Source organism: Streptomyces sp. NPDC002156 (assembly GCF_053593675.1).
In genome coordinates this window covers 132,111-155,214 of the sequence record NZ_JBSFDA010000001.1, presented here as the reverse complement: position 1 = coordinate 155,214, position 23,104 = coordinate 132,111, and the positions used below count along the sequence as shown (strand labels likewise).

The 23,104-nt window shown below is 71.4% G+C and carries 18 protein-coding genes; 14 read left to right on the top strand and 4 right to left on the bottom strand.

The window, feature by feature from the left end; genetic code table 11:
* The first annotated feature begins 86 nt into the window (after positions 1–86).
* The 4 genes from ACWCRB_RS00655 to ACWCRB_RS00640 all read left to right on the top strand — a co-directional run bounded on the left by ACWCRB_RS00655 (position 87) and on the right by ACWCRB_RS00640 (position 6,440).
* Positions 87–2,036 carry an ABC transporter ATP-binding protein gene (locus ACWCRB_RS00655; RefSeq protein WP_450994056.1) on the top strand — a complete coding sequence of 650 codons (1,950 nt, stop codon included), beginning with the start codon at positions 87–89 and terminating at the stop codon, positions 2,034–2,036.
* A 111-nt stretch (positions 2,037–2,147) separates the two neighbouring features.
* Positions 2,148–4,403, top strand: coding sequence for an MMPL family transporter (locus ACWCRB_RS00650; RefSeq protein WP_450993903.1), 2,256 nt, complete (start codon positions 2,148–2,150; stop codon positions 4,401–4,403).
* Between the two features lie 115 nt (positions 4,404–4,518).
* Entirely contained in the window at positions 4,519–5,763 is a 1,245-nt protein-coding gene (locus ACWCRB_RS00645) for a sensor histidine kinase (protein WP_450993902.1), read from the top strand.
* Positions 5,760–6,440, top strand: a complete 681-nt coding sequence (locus tag ACWCRB_RS00640) for a response regulator transcription factor (protein ID WP_450993901.1) — start codon at positions 5,760–5,762, stop codon at positions 6,438–6,440. Before ACWCRB_RS00645 ends, ACWCRB_RS00640 begins: the two co-directional genes overlap by 4 nt.
* A gap of 2 nt (positions 6,441–6,442) precedes the next feature.
* Here the strand turns inward: ACWCRB_RS00640 and ACWCRB_RS00635 are convergent, their stop codons facing one another.
* Positions 6,443–7,771, bottom strand: coding sequence for a Gfo/Idh/MocA family protein (locus ACWCRB_RS00635; protein ID WP_450994055.1), 1,329 nt, complete (start codon positions 7,769–7,771; stop codon positions 6,443–6,445).
* A 139-nt stretch (positions 7,772–7,910) separates the two neighbouring features.
* On the opposite strand from ACWCRB_RS00635, the gene ACWCRB_RS00630 reads away from it, so the two are divergent.
* Positions 7,911–8,783, top strand: coding sequence for an SCO6745 family protein (locus ACWCRB_RS00630; RefSeq protein ID WP_450993900.1), 873 nt, complete (start codon positions 7,911–7,913; stop codon positions 8,781–8,783).
* Between the two features lie 306 nt (positions 8,784–9,089).
* Here the strand turns inward: ACWCRB_RS00630 and ACWCRB_RS00625 are convergent, their stop codons facing one another.
* Complete coding sequence (locus ACWCRB_RS00625) at positions 9,090–9,704, bottom strand: TetR family transcriptional regulator (protein ID WP_450993899.1); 615 nt, start codon at positions 9,702–9,704, stop codon at positions 9,090–9,092.
* Positions 9,705–9,812: 108 nt separating this feature from the next.
* On the opposite strand from ACWCRB_RS00625, the gene ACWCRB_RS00620 reads away from it, so the two are divergent.
* The 4 genes from ACWCRB_RS00620 to ACWCRB_RS00605 all read left to right on the top strand — a co-directional run bounded on the left by ACWCRB_RS00620 (position 9,813) and on the right by ACWCRB_RS00605 (position 12,438).
* Positions 9,813–10,799: an aldo/keto reductase gene (locus tag ACWCRB_RS00620; protein ID WP_450993898.1), complete on the top strand. Its 987-nt coding sequence runs from the start codon at positions 9,813–9,815 to the stop codon at positions 10,797–10,799.
* A gap of 157 nt (positions 10,800–10,956) precedes the next feature.
* Positions 10,957–11,376: an aspartate 1-decarboxylase gene (gene panD, locus ACWCRB_RS00615; RefSeq protein ID WP_235472955.1), complete on the top strand. Its 420-nt coding sequence runs from the start codon at positions 10,957–10,959 to the stop codon at positions 11,374–11,376.
* Between the two features lie 46 nt (positions 11,377–11,422).
* Entirely contained in the window at positions 11,423–11,770 is a 348-nt protein-coding gene (locus ACWCRB_RS00610) for a GNAT family N-acetyltransferase (protein WP_450993897.1), read from the top strand.
* 26 nt (positions 11,771–11,796) lie between these two features.
* Positions 11,797–12,438: an aspartate/glutamate racemase family protein gene (locus tag ACWCRB_RS00605; RefSeq protein WP_450993896.1), complete on the top strand. Its 642-nt coding sequence runs from the start codon at positions 11,797–11,799 to the stop codon at positions 12,436–12,438.
* A 456-nt stretch (positions 12,439–12,894) separates the two neighbouring features.
* Here the strand turns inward: ACWCRB_RS00605 and gndA are convergent, their stop codons facing one another.
* Positions 12,895–14,334, bottom strand: a complete 1,440-nt coding sequence (gene gndA, locus ACWCRB_RS00600; protein ID WP_450993895.1) for an NADP-dependent phosphogluconate dehydrogenase — start codon at positions 14,332–14,334, stop codon at positions 12,895–12,897.
* Positions 14,335–14,666: 332 nt separating this feature from the next.
* Between gndA and ACWCRB_RS00595 the strand changes: the two genes are divergently transcribed.
* Complete coding sequence (locus ACWCRB_RS00595) at positions 14,667–15,857, top strand: transglycosylase family protein (RefSeq protein WP_450993894.1); 1,191 nt, start codon at positions 14,667–14,669, stop codon at positions 15,855–15,857.
* On the opposite strand, the gene ACWCRB_RS00590 is transcribed toward ACWCRB_RS00595, so the two are convergent.
* Entirely contained in the window at positions 15,847–17,043 is a 1,197-nt protein-coding gene (locus ACWCRB_RS00590; protein WP_450993893.1) for a DMT family transporter, read from the bottom strand. The genes ACWCRB_RS00595 and ACWCRB_RS00590 overlap by 11 nt on opposite strands.
* Positions 17,044–17,270: 227 nt before the next feature.
* Between ACWCRB_RS00590 and ACWCRB_RS00585 the strand changes: the two genes are divergently transcribed.
* The 4 genes from ACWCRB_RS00585 to ACWCRB_RS00570 all read left to right on the top strand — a co-directional run bounded on the left by ACWCRB_RS00585 (position 17,271) and on the right by ACWCRB_RS00570 (position 23,005).
* Positions 17,271–18,005 (top strand): IucA/IucC family C-terminal-domain containing protein, encoded by a 735-nt coding sequence (locus ACWCRB_RS00585; RefSeq protein WP_450993892.1) that lies wholly within the window; start codon positions 17,271–17,273, stop codon positions 18,003–18,005.
* Between the two features lie 37 nt (positions 18,006–18,042).
* Positions 18,043–19,212, top strand: a complete 1,170-nt coding sequence (gene glgA, locus ACWCRB_RS00580) for a glycogen synthase (protein ID WP_450993891.1) — start codon at positions 18,043–18,045, stop codon at positions 19,210–19,212.
* A 53-nt stretch (positions 19,213–19,265) separates the two neighbouring features.
* Positions 19,266–20,486 (top strand): glucose-1-phosphate adenylyltransferase, encoded by a 1,221-nt coding sequence (glgC, locus tag ACWCRB_RS00575; RefSeq protein WP_235472947.1) that lies wholly within the window; start codon positions 19,266–19,268, stop codon positions 20,484–20,486.
* Positions 20,487–20,644: 158 nt separating this feature from the next.
* Complete coding sequence (locus tag ACWCRB_RS00570; RefSeq protein WP_450994054.1) at positions 20,645–23,005, top strand: GH92 family glycosyl hydrolase; 2,361 nt, start codon at positions 20,645–20,647, stop codon at positions 23,003–23,005.
* Positions 23,006–23,104: the final 99 nt, after the last annotated feature.

The following is a 23,104-nucleotide window of genomic DNA, read 5'->3' as shown; positions in this document are numbered from 1 at the left end:
TGTCCACCCGGGCAACGACGGAGCGGGGTGGGCCGTCGGCGCTTGACCTCAATGTTGCTTGAGGTCGTACGGTCGCTGCCATGAGCATGGAAACCACCGCCTGGACGCAGCTGCAGAGCGTCATGACCGCCCATCAGGAGCGGCGCCCCTTCGCCCGCGCGACCCTGCGCCGTATCGCGGAGTTCGCGCGCCCGCACCGCCGCCGCATCACCCGCTTCGTCGTCCTGAGTGTGCTGACCGCGCTGCTCGCCGTCGCGACCCCCGTCCTCGCGGGCCGAGTCGTCGACACGATCGTGTCGGGCGGCGACGAGAGCACGGTCGTCCGGCTCGCGCTGCTGATCGCACTCATCGCGGTCGCCGAAGCGGCCCTGGGGATTCTCGGCCGCTGGCTCTCGGCGAAGCTCGGGGAGGGGCTCATCCTCGATCTGCGGACGGCCGTGTTCGACCATGTGCAGCGCATGCCGGTCGCGTTCTTCACCCGCACCCGTACGGGAGCACTGGTCTCCCGGCTCAACAACGACGTCATCGGCGCGCAGCGCGCGTTCAGCAACACCCTGTCCGGGGTGGTGAGCAACCTGGTCACGCTGGTGCTCACACTCGCCGTGATGCTCACCCTGTCCTGGCAGATCACCCTGCTCGCCCTCGTCCTGCTGCCCGTGTTCGTCGTCCCCGCCCGCCGGATGGGCAGCCGGATGGCCCGGCTCCAGCGCGAGGCAGCCGACCTCAACGCGTCGATGGGCACCCGGATGACCGAGCGCTTCTCGGCCCCCGGCGCCACCCTCGTCAAGCTCTTCGGACGGCCCGACGAGGAGTCCGCCCAGTTCGCGGCCCGCGCCCGCCGGGTACGGGACATCGGCGTACGGACGGCCCTCGCGCAGTCGGCCTTCATCACCGCCCTCACCCTGGTGTCCGCCCTGGCGCTCGCCCTGGTCTACGGGCTCGGCGGCTGGTTCGCGCTGCGCGGCACCCTGGAACCGGGCGCCGTCGTCGCGCTCGCCCTCCTGCTGACCCGGATGTACGCGCCGCTCACGGCGCTCGCCGGGGCGCGCGTCGAGGTGATGAGCGCCCTGGTGAGCTTCGAGCGCGTCTTCGAGGTGCTCGACCTGAAGCCCCTCATCGAGGAGAAACCGGACGCCCGCGAGGTCCCCGAGGGCCCGGTCGCGGTGGAGTTCGACAACGTCCGCTTCGCCTACCCCGCCGCCGACCGCGTCTCCCTCGCCTCCCTGGAGGAGGTGGCCGCCCTCGACACCAGAGGCGGCACCGAGGTCCTGCACGGCGTCAGTTTCCGCGCCGAACCCGGCCAGACCATCGCCCTCGTCGGCTCCTCCGGCGCCGGAAAGTCGACCATCGGACAACTCCTGCCCCGCCTGTACGACACCGACGAGGGCGCCGTACGCATCGGCGGCGTCGACGTCCGCGACCTGAGCGCCGCCTCCCTGCGCGGCACCCTCGGCATGGTCACCCAGGACGGCCACCTCTTCCACGACACCGTCCGCGCCAACCTGGCCCTCGCCCGGCCCACCGCGACGGACGACGAGCTGTGGGAGGCCCTGACCCGGGCCCGCCTCGACGACCTGGTCCGCGCCCTGCCCGACGGCCTGGACACGGTGGTCGGCGAACGCGGCTACCGCCTCTCCGGCGGTGAGCGCCAGCGCATGACCATCGCCCGGCTGCTGCTGGCCCGCCAGCGCGTCGTCGTCCTCGACGAGGCGACGGCCCACCTGGACAACACCTCGGAGGCGGCGGTCCAGGAGGCCCTGGCGGAAGCCCTGTCCGACCGCACGGCCGTCGTGATCGCCCACCGCCTCTCGACGATCCGCGCGGCCGACCTGATCCTCGTGATCGAGGCCGGCCACGTCCTGGAACGCGGCACGCACGACGAACTGCTGGCCCTGGACGGGCGGTACGCGCAGCTGTACCGGACGCAGTTCGGCGACCGGACGGAGACCGGCCCGTCGGTGACGGACGTACCGGAGGACGCGGCGGCATACCTGAGCAGGAGATCGACCGCCACCGATGTACTGCCGTTTCGGTAGGCGCTCCTCCCGTTTCGGTAGGTCCAAGTGCCAGTACTGGGACGACGACCGCAGGGCCCTCGGCGGGACAGCCTGTTCGGGTACGTGAAACCCGAGGTGAGGTTCCCTTACGTGGCTACTTTTCTGTATCGACTGGGCCGTCTGGCCTTCCGACGGCGCGGTTACGTCGTCCTGGCCTGGCTGGCCGTACTGACCGCCGTGGGGCTGGGCGCCCTGCGGGCGCCGGGGGCCGCCGACGAGGAGTTCTCGATGCCGGGCATCGAGTCGCAGAAGGCGTTCGACCTGATGGGAGAGCGTTTTCCCGGCGCCGCCGCCGACGGTGCCACCGCCCGGGTGGTGTTCGTCGCCCCGGACGGGCAGAAGGTCACCGCCACCGAGAACAGGAAGGCCGTCGAGGAGGCCGTGGACGCCCTGGGCGACGGCACCCAGGTCGCCGGTGTCGCCGACCCGTTCGAGTCGCGGGCGGTGAGCAAGGACGCCTCGACGGCGTACGCGACCGTCACCTACAAGGTGAAGTCGTCCGAGATCACCGACGCCAGCCGGACGGCCGTCGAAAAGGCCGCCGACCAGGCCCGGGAAGCCGGTCTGACCGTCGAGACGGGCGGCGACGCGATGGACAGCGGAGGTGGACCGGGCGGGGTGGCCGAGATCATCGGCATCGCGATGGCCGCCGTGGTGCTCCTGATCACCTTCGGCTCGCTCGCGGCGGCCGGGCTGCCCCTGCTGACGGCGGTCCTCGGTGTCGGCATCACCATGTTCACGATCACGGTCCTGGCCGACGCCCTCGGTCTGTCCACCAACACCGGCACCCTCGCGATGATGCTGGGCCTCGCGGTCGGCATCGACTACGCCCTGTTCGTCGTCTCCCGCTACCGCGAGGAACGATCCAAGGGACACACCCCCGAGGAGGCGACCGGGCTGGCCGTGGGCACGGCCGGATCGGCGGTCGTCTTCGCGGGCCTCACCGTGGTCATCGCCCTGGCCGGACTCGCGGTGGTCGGCATCCCGATGCTCACCAAGATGGGTCTCGCGGCGGCCGGCGCGGTCGTCGTCGCCGTCGTCATCGCCCTGACCGTCGTCCCGGCGGTGCTGGGCTTCTGGCCGCGTGCCGTGCTGCCGAGGGCGGCACGCAAGGGGACGAAGCGGCAGGAGAAGACGGCCGCAGCCCAGAAGGGGGCCGAGTCCCGGCCGGACGACGAGAGCAACCTCGGTACCCGCTGGGCCCGCTTCGTGCTGCGCCGCCCGATCCCCGTGCTGATCCTCGGCGTCCTGGGCCTCGGCGCCCTGGCGATACCGATGACGTCCCTGCAGTTGGGCATGCCGGGCGACGAGGCCAAGTCCACCTCGACCACCGAGCGCCGCGCCTACGACGCCCTGGCCGAAGGCTTCGGCCCCGGCTTCAACGGCCCGCTGACCATCGTCGTGGACGCCAAGGATGCCGCCGACCCGAAGACGGCCGTGGCGGGCATCGGCGAGAGGATCGGCGCCACGAAGGGGATCGTCTCCGTCACGACACCGCGCTTCAACGACGCGGGGGACACCGCCGTGTTCACCGCGACCCCGTCCACCAGCCCCACCGACGAGCGGACCAAGACCCTCGTCACGACCATCCGCGACAACCGTCCCGCGACCGAGGCGGCGGCCGACGGGGCCACCTTCGAGGTCACCGGCACCACGGCCCTCAACATCGACATCTCCGCGAAGGTCCAGGCGGCCCTGGTCCCGTACCTGGTCACCGTCGTCGGTCTGGCGGTCGTCCTCCTGCTGGTGGTCTTCCGGTCCCTGCTCGTCCCGCTGAAGGCGGCCCTCGGCTTCCTCCTCTCGGTCCTCGCGGCGCTCGGCGCGGTCGTCGTGGTCTTCCAACAGGGCCACGGGGCGGGCCTGTTCGGCGTGGAGCAGACCGGGCCGATCATGAGCCTGATGCCGATCTTCCTCGTCGGCATCGTCTTCGGTCTCGCCATGGACTACGAGGTCTTCCTCGTGTCACGCATGCGGGAGGCGTACGTTCACGGCGAGTCGGCCGAACAGGCGGTCGTCTCGGGATTCCGGCACAGCGCCCGGGTCGTCGTGGCCGCCGCGCTCATCATGATCGCCGTCTTCGCGGGCTTCATCGGCGAGCACGACTCCATGATCAAGATGATCGGGTTCGGCCTGGCCACCGCCGTACTCCTCGACGCGTTCGTCGTCCGGATGGCGCTCGTACCCGCCGTCCTCGCCCTGCTCGGCGACAGGGCCTGGTGGCTGCCCCGCCGACTCGACCGGCTGCTGCCCCGCGTCGACGTCGAGGGCGAGGCACTCACCCGTCGCCCGGGACTCGCTCCCGTACCGGACCCGTCCCCGGACGAGCCGGTCGAGGCCCGCGTCTGACCGGGCCGGCCCGGCCCCTCCCAGGGCCGCCCGTGGCGAAGGCCACGGGCGGCCCGCGCGGCATTTCGTGCCGCGTCGTCCACCATGGGCTCACGCCCTTCCCCCGGAGAGACACATGACCACCAGCCTGGACCGCTACTCAGGGCGGCGGATCACGGCCGCCGACGTGATCCTGGTCCTGGGACTGCTCGGCACCGTGACTCTCGGTGCCTCGATCGCCATCCCCGGGGTCACCCAGCCGCCCGAGGACTGGCCCGCCGAAGCCCTCGCGGCCGTCTCCTGTCTCGCCCAGCTGCGGGCACGCACCTACCCGCGCGGTGCGCTCGTCGTGGCCACGGTCTGCACGGTGATCACCGTGGCCCTGGGCTACCTGGTGACACCCCTGCTGCTCGCGCCCCTGATGATCGCCCTGTACCGGCTGGCCGCAGGCACCGACCCCAGGACGACACGCGTGTACGGTGCGGTGACCATCGCCGTGGTGGTCACCGCCGCCGTGTTCGACAGACCCACGGACGAGATGCTCCTGCTGCGCACCATCGGCCCCGTCCTGTGGCTGCTGCTGCCCCTGGTCGGCGGCAGCCGGGACCGGCTGCGCCGGGACTACACGGACTCCGTACAGGCACGCGCCGCGTACGCCGAGCGCACCCGCGAGGAGGAGGCCAGGCTGCGGGTCGCCGAGGAACGGATGCGCATCGCCCGCGAACTCCACGACGTCGTCGCCCACCACATGGCCGTCGCCAACGCCCAGGCCGGCACCGCCCGCCACCTCGCGCCCACCCACCCCGAACAGGCACAGAAGCTGCTCGACGAACTGAGCGCCACCACCTCCTCCGCGCTGCTCGAACTCCGGGCCACGGTAGGGGTGTTGCGCCAGAGCGACGATTCCGACGCCGACTCCCTGGAACCGGCCCCCGGCCTGCACCGCCTCCCCGAGCTGATCGCGACCTGCGAGACCGCCGGTATCGAGGTCACCGTCACGACTGACGGGGAACCCCGGCCCCTGTCACCGGGCGTGGACCTGACGGCGTACCGGATCATCCAGGAGGCCCTCACCAACGTCACCAAGCACGGCGCCGGCAAAGGGGCCCGAGTCGGGCTCACGTACTCCGCCTCCCGGCTGCTCGTCTCGGTCACCAACGACGCGGCCGCCACGACCCCGTCGGTCCCGGGCGGCGGCTACGGTCTGATGGGCATGCGTGAGCGCGCCCACTCCGTCGGCGGCGACCTCTACGCCGGGCCCCGCCCCGGCGGCGGCTTCGAGGTCACCACCGCACTCCCGCTGCACCCCCTCGCCCCGGACGAGGACCCGCACTCCCGCGCCCCGGGAGCGGACCGGAAAGAAGACGAGGCCACCGCGTGACGATCCGAGTCCTGCTCGCCGACGACCAGGCACTGCTGCGCGGCACGTTCCGGCTGCTGATCGACTCCTGCGCCGACATGGAGGTGGTCGGCGAGGCCGCCAACGGCGACGAGGCGGTCGACCTCGCCCGCACCCACCACCCCGACATCGTCCTCATGGACATCCGGATGCCCGGCTCGGACGGTCTCGCCGCCACCGCCGCGATCTGCGCCGACCCCGAACTGGCCGGCACCCGCGTCCTCATCCTCACCATGTTCGAGACCGAGGAGTACGTCGCCCAGGCCCTGCGCGTCGGCGCCAGCGGCTTCCTCGGCAAGTACGTCACCACCGACGCCCTCCTCACCGGCATCCGCACGGTCGCCTCCGGCGAGGCCCTCCTCTCGCCCGGCGCCACCCGCGCCCTCATCACCCGCTTCCTCACCGCCCCCGCCCCCGGCGGCCTCCTCGCACCCCCGGAACGCCTCGCCGACCTCACCCCGCGCGAACGCGAGGTCACCGCCCTCGCCGCCCAGGGCCGGTCGAACGCCGAGATCGCCGAGGAGCTGGTCCTCAGCGTCCTCACCGTCCGCACCCACATCCAGCGCTCCCTCACCAAGCTCGGCGCCCGCGACCGCGCCCAGCTCGTGGTCATCGCCTACCAGACCGGACTCGTACGGGCCGTCGTGCGCGACCTCTGACGTCAGAGGTCCAGCAGATCCCGCGTCCGCACCGGAAGCCCCGTCTCGAAGGACCGGTTCGCGGCCAGGCCGGTGACCAGGGAACGGGCGCCGTCGACCGCGTCCGCCGCCCGGTGCAGGGGGTCCTCGACCCGGGCGCCGAACACGTCCTGGAGCATGCGCGCATCGCCGCCCCCGTGCCCGCCCTCACCGGTGGCGATCTTGATCACGCGCGGCTCCTCCCAGAAGCGGCGCAGCGTGAGCTCGGTACGCCCGACGGTGTCGGCCACCTCGGCGCCGTGCAGCACGGGCCCGGAGCCGCTCACCGGGACCTGGGGACGGGTCCACGTCGACTCCTCCACCAGCAGTTCCAGCCGCCCCTCGCTGCCGTTGAAGGCGATGCGGTATCCCTCCCAGGGGGCGTACGCGGTCAGGTGGTACGTCAGCGTGGCACCGGTCGCGTACCGCACCAGGACCGCCATGTCGTCCTCGATCGTCACTCCCGGCCCGAAGACGTTCTGGTCGCGGTGGTAGCCGTCCTCCGCCTCCGCGTCCAGGTACAGCGCGCTGAGCACGGGCGAGTCCTTGAGGTGTACGGCGAACGGGTCGTCCTGGGCGGCGGGGGAGCCGTGGGCACGGGTGTAGTCCCGGGCGAGGCCGCGGCGCCGGCCGGCCTCGTCGCCGTAGAAGAACAACCCGCCCTGCGCGTACACGGTTTCGGGCTCGGTGCCGAGCCACCAGTTGACCAGGTCGAAGTGGTGCGTGGCTTTGTGGACCATGAGGCCACCGGAGTTGGCCTTCTCGCGGTGCCAGCGGCGGAAGTAGTCGGCGCCGTGGCGCAGGTCGAGCAGCCACTCGAAGTGCACCGACCCGACCTCGCCGATCTCCCCGGCCGCGAGCAGCTCCCGTACGGCCGAATGCACCGGGTTGTAGCGGTAGTTGAACGCGACCCGCACCTCGCGGCCGGTGCGTCCGACGGCGTCCAGGACGCGGCGGGCCTTGTCGGCGTCGGTCGTCATCGGCTTCTCGGTGACCACGTCGCAGCCCGCCTCCAGGGCGCGCACGATGCAGTCGTCGTGGGTGCGGTCCACGGAGGTGACCACGACGAGATCGATCCGCTCGCGGCGCAGCATCTCGTCGAAGTCCTCGGCGGCGTACGCGGGTACGGGCGCCCGGCCGGGGTCGGCGTCCGCGAGCCAGCCGTTGTGGACCGCCATCCGGTGCGAGTTGACATCGCAGAAGCCGGCCAGCTCGAACCGGTCCGCGTAGGGACCGGCCAGTGCCTCGGTGAACAGCCGGGCCCGGGCGCCGAGACCGACCACGGCGGCGCGGCGGCGTGCGGTGTCGGACATCATGCGGGTCTCCATTCGGTGGGGCGAACGAGGAGGCGTACTCGGCTACACAGCTGCCCGCCCTGGTGGGCGACCAGTCCACGACGGAGCCCCCCGGCCGACGACTTGCGTGTAGTGACCAACCGGTAACCTGCCGGACATGACTACTGCCGCCCTTGAGCCGCTCGCCGTCCGACGCTGCAACGGTCCGCTCAACTCCCTGCACGCGGCGCACTACTTCTCTCCCGATCTGGGCCGGGAGCTGGGCACTCTCGGGATCACCCATCCCCATGCCGTCAATCTGGCCGCACGGTCGGCGGCGCTGGGGCCGGTCGGGGCCGGCGCGGTGACGGCGGCCTTCTACAACTACAAGCACGACCTCGTGTCCCGGCACGTGCCCGCGGTGTGGTCGATCGCCGCCCCCGCGGACGTCCTCGCGGCACGCGCGCGTGCCGTCGACGCGACGCTGCGCCGACTGCTGGGCGAGGAGGCCCTGACGTCCGCGGAGATGGCGGAGGCCGCGCGACTCGCGCTGCGCGCCACCGAGGCCTGCGGGCGCGGCGCCCGGCCGCTCTACTCGGCCCACGCCGACCTCGCCGTCCCGGACGAGCCGCACCTGGCGTTCTGGCACGCGGCGACCCTGCTGCGCGAGCACCGGGGCGACGGACACCTGGCCGCGCTGATGTCCGCCGGCCTCGACGGCCTCGAAGCGATGGTGACCCACACCGCCACGGGCAAGGGCATGACACCGAAGTGGGCGATGACCACCCGTGGCTGGACCCAGGACGACTGGAACGCGGCGACGGCCCGGCTACGGGACCGAGGGCTGCTGGACGGCGCCACCGGCGAACTCACCGACCGAGGCGTCGCACTCCGCGAGGACATCGAGCAGGCGACCGACCGCATGGACCGGGCCCCGTTCGAGCACCTGGGCCCGGAGGGCGTGGCACGCCTGACGGTCCTGGGGGCGGGGTTCGCCAAGGCGGCGGTCGTCGCGGGGGCGTTTCCGGCGGATCTGCTCGGCAAGCGGTGACGCGACCGGCCGGGGCCGCTCGCCGGAGGCTGCGGGCCAACACCTGACCGGCACGGGCACGGGTACGGCGTCCAGCGCGGCGCGACCGGCCGTCCTCTCCCACGGCCTCAGCTGAGCTTGTGGCTGATGCCCCGGCAGGCGGGAATGACGCGCCCGTCACGCAGGCGGCCACGGAGGCGAGCCGGCTCACCCCGGTGCGCAGTCTGCCCAGGGACACGTCCTTGACCGCCGCCTCAGTGTGTTCGGTGGCCTTGGAGATCGCCCGCTGGCGCGCGCCCCTGCCGGGTGACGGTCGTCCCCTGCTGGTCAGGGCGCCTCTGCCGGGCGACGGGCCTTGTCGACGGCGGCGGGAAAGAGGCGCTGTACGGCGGCGACGACAGCGGCCCGCCGGGCCGCCAGGGAGGGGTCGCGGACCCGGTCGCCGGCCGCCTCGACGAGATCGAGCTGGCTGGGCCAGGCCATGGCGATCTGGTTGACGAAGACGAGGATGTCGATGGGCTCCCAGGAGGGATCCAGCTGGCCGGCCTCCTGAGCCCTGTGGAGTTGTTCGACCTTGCGGCGGACGGTCTCCCGCATGGCGAGGTCGGCGGGGTCGCCCGCCATCTCCATCCGGCCCCAGCTCATGAGCCGGAAGCGGTCGGGGTGGCGGATGAGGTAGTCGTGCACCCGCCCGGCGTACTCGGGCAGGTCGGTGGGGTCGAGACGGGTCGCCTCGGCCACCGCCGCCATCTCCTGCTCGGAGACGAACGCGTACAACTCCTCCTTGCTGCGGAAGTACGCGTAGAGGCGTTCCGAGCTGGTCCTCGCGGCCTTGGCGATACGGGTGATCCGCGCACCGGCGATCCCGTACCGGGCGAACTCGGCCCTCGCCGCGGTGACGATGCGGTCGCGGGTCGAGTCCGCGCTGGTCGAAGGGCTCATGGCTGAAGAGTACCCACCCAAAAGGGTTTGTTTGGCAACGGCCGCCGTCGAGGCGTACAGTCAAAACGAAAGTTTTGGTTTGGGACGGAAATCGGGAGTGGTTACGTCATGCAGCACCGCACACTCGGCAGCGAGGGTCTGACCGTCTCGGAGATCGGCTACGGCGCGATGGGCCTGACGATGGCCTACGGCCCCGGCGACGAGCAGGAGGGCGTCGCCGCCATCCGGCGCGCCCACGAGCTGGGCGTCACCTTCATCGACACCGCCCAGCTCTACGGCTTCGGCACCGGCTCCAACGAGATCCTCGTCGGCAAGGCGGTCGAGGACTTCCGCGACGAGGTGGTCCTGGCCACCAAGTTCGGTTTCGACATGGCCTCCCTGGCGGACGGCAGCTTCGGCCTCGACAGTCGCCCCGACAACATCCACAAGGTCGCCGACGACAGCCTGCGCCACCTCGGCGTCGACCACATCGACGTCTTCTACCAGCACCGCGTCGACCCGGACGTGCCGATCGAGGACGTCGCGGGCGCCGTGAAGGAGCTGATCGACGCGGGCAAGGTGACGTACTTCGGTCTGAGCGAGGCGGGTCCGGAGACGATCCGCAGGGCCCACGCCGTACAGCCGGTCTCCGTCCTCCAGACCGAGTACAGCCTCTTCGAGCGCGACGTCGAGCAGCTCTTCCCCGTCCTCGACGAACTCGGCATCGGCTTCGTCGCCTACTCCCCGCTGGGCCGCGGTTTCATCACCGGCACCGCCAGGCCGGCCGGCGAGTACGACGCCACCGACATGCGCAACAGCGACCCGCGCTGGCAGCCCGGCAACTTCGAGAAGAACGTCGACGCCGTCACCCGGCTCGGCGAACTGGCCGCCGCCAAGGGCATCACCGTCTCCCAACTGGCCCTGGCCTGGCTGCTCACCCGAGGCGAGCACATCGTGCCCATCCCCGGCACCCGCAGCCCGAAGCGCATCGAGGAGAACGCGGGCGCCGCCGACGTCACCCTCACGAAGGCCGACCTGGCCGCGATCGACGAGATCCTGCCCCACGGCGGCTTCGGCGCCCGCTACGCCGAGGAGCACGTGCCCACCTGGATCTGACGCCCCCCCCCGGGCCGCAGTGGTGCGTATCACGGAGGTGGACGGCAGCCGTTGCGTAGGCTGGTCGCACTCGACTCGCGAGTCCTCACCAGGGTGAGGAAACAGCCCTTGACCTGCATATACGCAGGCAGGGAGCCTAGCTTTCGGGAGTACCTCCATGCTGCGCACCATGTTCCGGTCCAAGATCCACCGAGCCACCGTCACCCAGGCCGACCTGCACTACGTCGGCTCCGTGACCATTGACGCCGACCTCCTCGACGCCGCCGACCTGTTGCCCGGCGAACTCGTGCACATCGTCGACATCACCAACGGCGCCCGGCTGGAGACGTACGTCATCGAGGGCGAGCGGGGGTCGGGCGTCGTCGGGATCAACGGGGCGGCGGCCCACCTCGTCCATCCCGGAGATCTGGTGATCATCATCGGATACGCTCAGGTGACCGACGCCGAGGCGCGGGCGCTGCGGCCGAGGGTGGTCCACGTGGACCACCGCAACCGCGTCGTGGCGCTGGGCGCCGACCCGGCCGAGCCGGTACCGGGCTCGGACCAGGAACGCAGTCCGCAGGCGGCCAGGGCCTGACGATCCGACGAGTCGGCGTATCGGTGAACCTTCGAGGGGAGTGTCCATGAGCAGCGACATCGAGATCCGCGACGACCGGGCGGAGGGCCGCCTGGAGGCGGTGGCGGCGGGCGAAGTCGTGGGTCATATCCAGTACTTCGTGCTGGCTGCGCGCGGACGTGCGCTGGTCCCGGTCCACACGATCGTCGAGCCGGCGCACGAGGGAAAGGGCATCGCGGGCTCGCTGGCCCGCGAGCTGTACGCCATGGCCGCCCGCGAGGGCATCGTCGTGGCCCCCCTCTGCCCGTACGTCGTGAAGTGGGCCGAGCGTCACCCTGCCGAGGCCCCGCCGGCGGACCCCGGGCTCGTCCAGGCCGCCAAGGAGTGGCTCGCGGCGAACCCCGACCGCTTCTGACGTCAGACAAGGGGACGCCTCTCACCATGCTCGCCCTGCTGCACACCTCACCCGTGCACGTCCCGGTGTTCGACGCCCTGCGCGACGAGGACCACCAGGGCCTGGAACTCACCCACGTCGTCCACGAGGACCTGCTGACCAGGGCCCGGGCGGCAGGGCCCGAGTCCGTGGCCGACGACGTACGGGCGGTCCTGGAACAGGCGGTCGCCGACGGTGCCGTGGCCGTCCTCTGCACCTGCTCCTCCATCGGCGGTGTCGCGGAGGAGGCCGCCGACGAGGTAGGGGTGCCCGTGCTGCGGGTCGACCGTCCGATGGCCGCCGCCGCGGTGGCCATCGGCCCGAGGGTGGTCGTCGTCGCGACCTCGGAGAGCACGTTCGGGCCGACGGTCACCCTCGTCGAGGAGGAGGCGCGCCGCGCCGGGCTCCCCGCCGACGTACGGACACTGTTCGTCGACGGAGCCTGGGCCCTCTTCCAGGCGGGCGACACGGAGGCCTACATCCGGACGGTGGCCGACGCGCTGGACTCGATCCCGGGCGACAGCGCCGACGCGATCATCCTCGCCCAGGCCTCCATGACCCCGGCCCAGCTGCTGACGACAACGGCGGTACCGGTGCTGTCCAGCCCCCGCCTGGGCCTGGCGGCGGCGGCCGTGACCCATCTGGAGTGAGTGAGGGCGCGTGCGTCGGGTACGCGGGGAAGGAGTCCAGAGCCGAAGCACCGACTGGCTGGAGGACCCCGTGACCCACCCGGACCCACACCCCGTACCACCGAGCCCCACTCCGGGCCCCTTCCCGGACCCCACCCCACCCCCGACACCCCCGGACCCGGTCCCACAGCCCCCGGGGCCCGAACCAACCCCCGCCCCAGAACCGGGCCCACCGCTGTCCTGAACGTGGTCAGGCCCCAAAACACCGGGTGCGCAACCGCGCCCCTGAAGGGGCGCGGGGAACGGCGCGACAAGCCCCCACCGGACCCGCGGCCAAAGAACCTCAGCCCCCGCTGACGCCGGATGGGCGGCCGAAAAACTCGACCGCCCATCATCACACCGGGTGCGCAACCGCGCCCCTGAAGGGGCGCGGGGAACTGCGCGACAAGCCCCCACCGGGCCCGCGGCCAAAGAACCTCAGCCGGTCACCTCAGACCGATCCCCACCCCACAGCGTGTGGAACGCCCCTTCCCGGTCCGTCCGCCGGTAGGTGTGCGCACCGAAGAAGTCCCGCTGCCCCTGAGTAAGCGCCGCAGGCAACCGCTCAGCACGCAGCGCGTCGTAGTACGCCAGCGCCGCCGCGAACCCCGGCGTCGGCACACCCTGCCGCGTCGCCGCGACCAGCACCTCGCGCCAGTCGTCCTGCGCCCCCGCGATCTCCCGCGCGAACGTTTCGTCGGACAGCAGGCTCGGCAGGTCCGCCCGGGTGTCGTACGCGGCGCGGATCCGGTCCAGGAACGCCGCCCGGATGATGCAGCCGCCCCGCCAGAGCGCGGACACCGCACCGAGGTCGATGTTCCAGTCGTACTCGTCGCTGCCCGCCGCGATCTCGTGGAAGCCCTGCGTGTACGACACGATCTTCGACGCGTACAGCGCCTGCTCGACACGGTCGGCGAAGGCCGCCGCCTCCGACTCGCTCAGCGGGGTCGCCTTCGGGCCCGCCAGGTCGCGCGAGGCCTCGCGCAGCGCCGCGTGGCCGGAGAGCGAGCGGGCGAAGACCGCCTCGGCGATGCCCGACACCGGTACGCCCAGGTCGAGGGCGATCTGCACGGTCCAGCGGCCGGTGCCCTTCTGCTCGGCCTGGTCCACGACGACGTCCACGAACGGCTTGCCCGTCGCCGCATCCACGTGCGACAGCACCTCGGCGGTGATCTCGATCAGGTAGGAGTCGAGACGGCCCGTGTTCCAGGTGCGGAAGATGTCGGCGATCTGCGCGGGGGAGTACCCGGCGACATCGCGCAGCAGCTGGTACGCCTCGCCGATCAGCTGCATGTCGGCGTACTCGATGCCGTTGTGGACCATCTTCACGAAGTGGCCGGCGCCGTCCGGACCCACGTGCGACACACAGGGGGTGCCGTCCGCCGCCTTCGCGGAGATCTTCTCCAGCATCGGGCCGAGGGAGTCGTACGACTCGACCGGGCCGCCGGGCATGATGCTCGGGCCGAGCAGCGCGCCCTCCTCGCCGCCCGAGACGCCCATGCCGACGAAGTGGATGCCCTGCTCGCGCAGGTCGCGCTCACGGCGCCGCGTGTCCGCGAAGTGCGCGTTGCCGCCGTCGATGATCATGTCGCCGGGCTCCAGAAGCGGGGCGAACTCCTGGATCACGGCGTCGGTCGGCTCACCGGCCTTCACCATGACGACCAGGCGGCGCGGCCGTTCCAGCGCGGCCACGAACTCCTTGGCGGTGTCGGCCGCGACGAAGTCGCCCTCGGTCCCGAACTCCTCGACCAGAGCGTGCGTACGCGCCGCCGTCCGGTTGTGCAGCGCGACCGTGTAGCCGTTGCGCGCGAAGTTGCGGGCGAGGTTGCGGCCCATCACCGCGAGTCCCGTGACGCCGATCTGGGCTGAGTTGCTCATGCGGATGGCTCCTAGTGGGTCCTGGAAAACGGTGGTGCCGGTGGGTCCTGGAAGCGATGGTGCCGTTTGTGCCGTGCTCGCCAGTATTGCCCTTCGGGCCATCCTGACGTGCCGGTAGGCCGACCGCACATCCGGGTCCACCGTTCCTGCGTACGCAGATACGCACCAGAACCCCCTCCTGCCTCAGCGTTTACGCAACAGACCCGTATTCCCGGCCACTTCGGTGTCTCATCAGGCGTACTTCGGCCGTACGGAGGCTGATTTGCCGTCTTGTCATGGCCTGTTCGTGGCGCTTACTTTGGCGGCCACTGGCATAGTGAGGGGGCACTTCCATGGCCGTACGCGGCAAGCACCGCCGGTACCAGCCGAACCGGATCAACCGGGCCTCTCTCACCGTCACCGCGGGCAGCGCCGGTATCGCGCTGCCGTTCGTCGGTGCCGGAGCGGCGGACGCGGCGGACGTGAGCACCTGGAACAAGGTCGCCGCGTGCGAGTCCACCAACGACTGGAACATCAACACCGGCAACGGGTACTACGGCGGGCTCCAGTTCAGCCAGTCCACCTGGGAGGCGTACGGCGGAACGGTCTACGCGGGGCGCGCGGACCTGGCCACCAAGGACCAGCAGATAGCCGTGGCCGAGAAGGTTCTGAAGGGGCAGGGCCCCGGCGCCTGGCCCGTCTGCTCGGTCCGCGCGGGCCTCACGCGTGGTGGCGACACCCCCGACATCAACCCCTCGGGCAACTCGGGCAAATCGAGCACCTCCGAACGGAAGTCCCAGCGGACGGTCCGTGACGTCAAGCCGCAGACCACGCCCCAGTCCCAGGCGGGCACCGCCCAGATGTACACCGTCGTGCACGGCGACACCCTCTCCGGCATCGCCGACGAACGCGAGGTCCGGGGCGGCTGGCAGCGTCTTTACGCCGCCAACCGGACGACGGTCGGTGCCGATCCGGACCTGATCGTCCCCGGCCAGCGGCTGAACCTCCGTACGAAGGCCGCGCCCGAGGCACCCGCCACCGCCGAGCCCGCGCGCAAGGCCAAGGCCAAGCCCAAGACGGAGCAGGCCCCTTCGCGCGCCGTCGAGAAGGTCGCCGCGACCAAGGCCCCGGCGACCACCACCACGCTCAGCGCGCCCGTGAGCGCCGCGACCGGGACGCCGTACCACAAGGCGGGTTCCTCCTGGTCGAAGGGCTACCACACGGGCGTCGACTTCCCCGTGCCCACCGGCACCTCGGTGAAGTCGGTCGGGGCGGGCGAGGTCGTCGACGCGGGCTGGGGCGGGTCGTTCGGATACCAGGTGGTGATCCGGCACGCCGACGGCCGCTACTCGCAGTACGCCCATCTGTCGGCGATCTCCGTGAAGGCGGGCCAGTCCGTGTCGGCCGGGCAGCGCATCGGGCGCTCCGGCTCCACGGGCAACAGCACGGGCCCGCATCTGCACTTCGAGGTGCGGACGGGGCCCGGCTTCGGTACCGACATCGACCCGGTGGCCTATCTGAGGGCCGGCGGCGTCAGGATTTGACCCGCGTGCGGTGCCGGTCGAGGGCGGGGATCGGGATCGGCACGTAGGGGACGCCGTAGAAGGGCCCGAAGTGGACGGGCGGGCCCTCGACGGGCACTTCCTCCTGCTCGGGCGCCGGCACCGCCGCGTTGGCCGGCACCAGGTCGTCCTCGTGGGCGGGCGCGTCGGGCTGCGGGGGAAGTCCCGCGAGCGCCGACAGGACCTCGGCCGGGACCGGCCCGGGAGCCGTCTCGCCGCTCACTTCCGCCGTTTCCTCGTCGTGCCCGGCTTCTGTCCGCTCCGGGGCCGAGTGCGCTGAAACAGGGGGAACAGAGGATGCAGGGTCAGGAAACACAGGCAGCTCGTCGGTGTGGGTGCTGTGCTGCAGCCGTTCCGTCGTGAGCAGGATCAGGCCGCCGGCGGCGACCACACCGCAGCTCAGCGCGAGGATGGTGCCCGTGGTGCCGTACCGGAAGGTCTCGCCGAACATCGTGATGCCGACCGCGGCCGCAACCACCGGGTTCACGACCGTCAGCGTCGCGAGCGGGGCCGCGAGGCCGCCGCCCCGGTAGGCCGCCTGCGAGAGCAGCAGACCAGAGACACCGAGCACGGCGATCAGGGCCAGCGTGGGCAGGTCCGCGGCCGTGATGCCGCCGGACCAGTCCACGGCGACCACCTTCGTGAACACCGACGACATACCGAAGGCGATACCGGACGCGATCGCGAGCAGCGTGCTGCGCACCGCCGGGTGCCGGTGTGCCGCGCGGCCCGCCACCATCAGCGTGACCACCGCGGAGCCGGTGACCACGGCCAGCAGCACCCGCTCGGTCGTGCCCAGGGACTGCGCGTCGGACGCGCCGACCAGGGACAGCAGCCCCGCGAGTCCGAGCGTCGCCATGATCGCGCCCCGCCAGGCGGTCGCCCCGGCCTTGCGCCGCACGAACAGGGCCGCCATCGGCAGCGCGAACACGATCGTCAGGGCGCCCATCGGCTGGACGACGCTCAGCGGCCCGTAGGCCAGCGCCACCACGTGCAGCACGCCGCCGAAGCCGTTCAGCGCCACGGCGGCCCACCAGACCGGCCTGCGCATCGGCGCGTAGGACCGGCCGTGTTCGGAGTCAGCGACACGCTCCTGCACGATCGCTCCGCCCGCGTAGGCGACAGCGGAGACGAGCGACAGCAGGATGGACAACGCGAGGGCGCTCATGAGCAACTCCTCTGCGTGCGGCGCTGGCCCGGGGCCCGGCGCGGCGAACGGTCGGCTTCCATAGTGACTACGATCCCCCCTCGCGCGCGCCACGTCGTCGTACCAGAGCATCCATTGGGTCCTACTGCCGATGGAGTACGTGGAGCCCAACGTCCTCCCCAGGGTGGGTGACGCGGAGGTGAAGCCGCTGCGCACGACTACGGCTCTCCTTGGTACTACTGCTCCCCGTGGACCTCGACCCGGATCTCACGGCCCTCCGACCGCTCGGCGGCTTCTTCGTACTACGTACGGCCGGAGCACCCGCCGTACGACCCCCGACGCTCGCGCAGACCTACGCACATCGCGGCGAGGACGTTTACGCGGATTCCATAACTTTCCGTGTCCAAACGGTCGCGGACCGTCTCCATGCCCCTGAGCTGCGGGTTTCCGCGTCCATCGCCCAACAGGCGCTCGCGGCCAGACTGTGGTCCGTCGCCCTCGGCTGCGCGGTCCTGTACGGCAGCGTCCCCGACCTCGACCCCCGCCTCCTCCTCTGGGACGCCGCCGCGAGCGCCCCCGACGACCTGTGGCTCACGGAGGTACGCCCCCGGCCCGCCGACGCGGCGACGGTCGCGGACATCGTCGTACGAGGGCATCTGGAGCCCCTCACGGCCGCCCTGCACGCCCGGTACGGCGTCGCCGAGGGCCTGCTGTGGGGCAACGCGGGCTCCGCACTGGCCGGCGCGGCCCGCGAACTCGACCGCTGGGCCCGCGGCACGGACCCGGAGGCCGGTGCGCGCGCCCGTACCCTCGCCGCCGCACTGTTCACCCACCCCCGTCTCGCCCCGACCGGCACCCTCACCGGCACCGCCTTCCGACGCCGCAGCTGCTGCCTCTACTACCGCGTGCCCGGCGGCGGGATCTGCGGAGACTGCTGCTTCACCAGGCCCCCACGGTCTTCCCCGGGAGACGCATCTGGGTGACCATGTGGGAACCAACCGCCGAGACAGGGAGTTTTGGGTGCGTGTGGGCCTGCTGACCCGGGAGTACCCGCCGGATGTGTACGGCGGTGCGGGTGTCCATGTCGAGTTCCTGGCCCGGGAGTTGGGCGCACTCACCGACCTGGAGGTGCACTGCTGGGGCGAGGGCCGAGGCGTCGGCGTCATCCGCCACCGGTCCTGGCCGTCGCTCGACACCGCCAACGACGCCCTGCGCACCTTCTCCACGGACCTCTCCATCGCCGCCGCCCTCGAAGGCCGCGAACTCGTCCACTCCCACACCTGGTACGCCAACCTGGCCGGCCACTTCGCCAAGCTCCTGTACGGCATCCCGCACGTGATGACCGCCCACTCCCTGGAGCCCCTGCGCCCCTGGAAGGCCGAGCAACTCGGCGGCGGATACGCCCTGTCGAGCTGGGCCGAACGCACCGCCATCGAGGCCGCCGACGCCGTGATCGCCGTGTCCGGGGCCATGCGCGAGGACATCCTCGCCTGCTACCCGGCCCTCGACCCGGCCACCGTCCATGTCGTGCACAACGGCATCGACACCACCCTCTACCGCCCGAACCACGGCACCGAGGCCCTGACCCGCATCGGCGTCGACCCGGACCGCCCGTACGTCCTGTTCGTCGGCCGCATCACCCGGCAGAAGGGCGTCCCCCATCTGCTGCGCGCGGTACGGGACATCGACCCGGCGGCCCAGGTCGTGCTGTGCGCGGGCGCCCCCGACACCCCGGAGATCGACCGGGAGTTCCGCGAACTCTTCCAGGAGCTGAGCGCCGTACGCGAGGGCGTGTTCTGGATCCCGCAGATGCTGCCGCGCCCGGACGTCATCCAACTCCTCACGCACGCCGCCGTGTTCGTCTGTCCTTCGGTGTACGAGCCACTGGGCATCGTCAACCTGGAGGCGATGGCCTGCGGAACTCCCGTTGTTGCCTCGCGGGTCGGGGGCATCCCCGAGGTGGTCGACGACGGCAAGACCGGCGTGCTCGTGTCCCTGGACGAGGACCGGGGGGCCTTCGAGGCGGACCTCGCGCGGGCCCTGGACTCCGTGCTCGGTGATCCGGAGGGCGCCCGGCGCATGGGGGAGGCCGGACGGGAGCGTGCGGTGGGTGAGTTCGGCTGGGACGCGGTGGCCCGGCGGACCGTGCGGCTCTACGAGGAGATCCTCAAAAAAGGTCAACAGGCTTAGCGCGACCGGCGTACGGGCAAGCAACCTGCACAACCACGGTGAGGGGAGCGGCGATGCGTCGTGGTGGACCTTCTGTGCTCGGGATCGTACTGGCGGGCGGAGAGGGCAAACGCCTGATGCCCCTGACCGCGGACCGCGCGAAACCGGCGGTCACCTTTGGCGGAACGTATCGCCTGGTCGACTTCGTCCTGTCCAACCTCGTCAACGGCGACATCATGCGCATCTGCGTGCTCACGCAGTACAAGTCGCACTCGCTGGACCGCCACATCACCACCACCTGGCGGATGTCCAGCCTGCTCGGCAACTACGTCACGCCGGTCCCCGCCCAGCAGCGCCTCGGCCCGCGCTGGTACCTGGGCAGTGCCGACGCGATCCTGCAGTCCCTGAACCTCGTGCACGACGAACAGCCCGACTACGTCGCCGTGTTCGGCGCCGACCACGTGTACCGCATGGACCCCCGCCAGATGATCAACCAGCACATCGACAGCGGCGCCGGGGTCACGGTCGCGGGCATCCGGGTGCCGCGCACCGAGTCGTCGTCCTTCGGTGTGATCAGCCCCGGCTCCGACAACCAGACCGTGCAGGGCTTCCTGGAGAAGCCCGCCGACCCGCCCGGACTGGCCGACGACCCCGAGTCCGTGTTCGCCTCGATGGGCAACTACATCTTCACCACCAAGGCCCTGATAGAGGCCCTCCAGCGGGACGCCGAGGACGGCGACTCCGTGCACGACATGGGCGGTTCGATACTGCCCGCGCTCACCGAGCGGGGCGAGGCCCAGCTGTACGACTTCAGCGAGAACCACGTGCCCGGCGAGACGACACGCGACCAGGGCTACTGGCGGGACGTCGGCACGCTCGACGCGTACTACGACGCCCATATGGACCTGATCGCCGAGCGCCCCGCCTTCAACCTCTACAACCGCAGCTGGCCCGTCTACACCCACTCCGGCCAGCTGTCGCCCGCCCGCTTCAACTCCGGCGGCATCGCCAGCGAGTCGATCATCAGCGCGGGGTGCCTGATACGCGGGCAGGTGACGCGGTCGGTGCTCTCGCCCGGGGTGCGCGTCGATCCGGGCGCGGTGGTGCAGGGGTCGATCCTGCACGACAACGTGCGCATCGGGCGGGGCGCGATCGTGCGCGGGGCCGTCCTCGACAAGAACGTCGAGGTCCCGCCGGGCGCGACGATCGGCGTCAACCCGGAGCGCGACTCCGACCTGTACACCGTCTCCAAGGGCGGAGTGATCGCCCTCGGGAAGGGCCAGCACGTGTCATAGGCGGTACGCCCACGCCCCGACGGCCCCGGTGAGTCCGTGCTCACCGGGGCCGTCGGCATGTCCGGGCTCCGGCCAGTGAGCCGAACGGGCTGTTGCCGTACGGCCCCGAGGTGACCCCGGCGGACGCGGCGCGGATCGGGGCGCCCGGCGAGGAACGGATGCGGGACACGGCCGCCATCCGGCCCGAGCCCACGGAGGACCGCCCTGTGAGATGGACGCTGCGCACCGCGGGGGCGGTGACGGCCGCCGCCCTGTTCGCGGGCGCGCTCTCCGCACCCGCGGCCCATGCCCGTGACGAGCGGCTCACCGACCTCGTCAACCCGTTCATCGGCACGGAGAACGAGGGCAACACCTTCCCCGGCGCGACCGTGCCCTTCGGCATGGTGCAACTGTCGCCCGACACCGGGCACAAGACCGGCTACCGCTACTCCCAGACCCGTATCCGAGGCTTCTCCCTCGTCCACCTCTCCGGCGTCGGCTGCCGGATCGGCGGCGATCTGCCGGTGCTGCCCACGACCGGCGACATCACGAGCACCGACTACGCGACCTACGCAGCCGAGTACGGCCACGACCAGGAGCGCGCCACTCCCGGCTACTACCGGGTGGGCCTGGATTCGGGCATCGACGCCGAACTGACGGCGACCGCCCGCACCGGCGTCCAGCGCTACACCTTCCCGGCGACCACCAAGGCCAACGTGCTCCTCAACGCGGGCCAGTCGCTGCACACCAAGGTCGAGAACCGGGTCGAGATCCTGGACGACCGGACCGTCCGTACGACGATCACGGGCTCCGGCTTCTGCCGGGGCACCAAGCCGTACACCGTCCACACGGTCACCCGCTTCGACCGCCCGTTCACGGCGTACGGCACCTGGGACGGGTCCACGGTCACCGACGGGTCCCGGACCGGCGGCGACGGCGCCTACGTCCGCTTCGACACGACCGACGGCGACCGCACCGTCGAGGCGACCACCGCACTGTCGTACGTCGACGCGGAGGGCGCCGCCGGCAACCTGAGCGCCGAGGGCGGACGTTCGTTCGACGCCGTACGGGAGGCGGCCCGGGCTGCCTGGGAGGCGCGCCTTGACGACGTGCGCGTGACCGGCGGCTCGGAGACTCTCCGGCGGACCTTCTACTCGTCCCTATACAGGAGCTTCCTCGCCCCCAACATCGGCAGCGACGCCGACGGCCGCTACACCGGTTGGGACCTGAAGATCCACCGCGAGCGGGACTTCACGTACTACCAGAACTGGTCCCTCTGGGACACCTACCGCACCCAGGCCCAGCTCCTGTCGCTGCTCGCGCCCCGCGAGGCCCGTGACATGGCGCTCTCGGTGCTGAAGATCGACGAGGAGGGCGGCTGGCTGCCCAAGTGGGGCTACGGCGCCATCGAGACCAACATCATGACCGGCGACCCGGTCACCCCTTTCCTCACCCACGCCTACCAGCAGGGCCTGCTGCACGGTCACGAGGAGCGGGCCTACCGCGCTCTGAAGAAGAACGCCGACGGCGTGCCGCCCACCGCCCTGCCCATGCTGGGGCGTGAGGCCAACCAGGAGTACATCGCGAACGGCTTCGCGCCCTACCTCAAGGGCCGCCCGCGCACCAAGCTCGGCGACTCGGACTACCACTGGGGCGCCTCCGTCACCCTCGAATACGCCCTGTCCGACGCGATGCTGGCCCAGATGGCCCGCGACCTGGGCCACAAGGCCGACGCCGACCGATACGCCCGCCGGGCGCAGAGCTACCGTGCCGTCTTCGACCCCGCGACCGGCTTCTTCCGGCCCCGGGACGGCTCGGGAGCCTTCACCGGCGACCCCGATCCGGCCAAGGGCGAGGGCTTCCACGAGGGCACCGCATGGCAGTACCAGTGGCTGGTCCCGCAGGATCTGCCGGGCCTGGTGGACCTCCTCGGCGGCAGACAGGCCGCCAACGACCGGCTCGACGCCTTCTTCGCGTACGACCGGATGATGGCGGACCCGGCCGGGACGGCCCGCGAGGTGTGGGTGAACGGCCCGTACGCCTACTACAACGCGGACAAGTACAACCCCCAGAACGAGGTCGACCTCACCGCCCCGTACACCTATCTCTCCACCGGTCAGCCCTGGAAGACGACGGAGGTCGTGCACGCCGCGCTGACCCTTTACACCGACGGCCCGACCGGTATGACGGGCAACGACGACATGGGCACGATGTCCGCCTGGCATGTCCTGTCCGCGATGGGGATCTTCCCGGTACAGCCCGGCTACGACACCTGGGGCCTGTCCACCCCGGTCTTCGACCGGACCGACCTCACCCTCGACCGCCGCTACCACCCGCTCGGCGCCCTCACGGTGACGGCACCGGGTACGTCGGACAGCCGACGGTACGTCCAGTCGGTGGCCGTCGACGGGACTTCGTACAGCCGTACGTATGTGACGAGCGCGTTGCTACGGGGTGCGCGTGCGCTGGAGTTCACGGTCGGCTCGGAGCCGTCCGGGTGGGGAACGGGCGCGGACGCGGCGCCGCCCGCCCTGAAATAGCGGCCCTGTGGCTGCCCGCGTGGGCTGACGTAACCTCATAAGTCACTTAAGTCCCGCTGCTCGCGGAGCAGCGGGACTTAATCCGTTGTTAACTGTGCG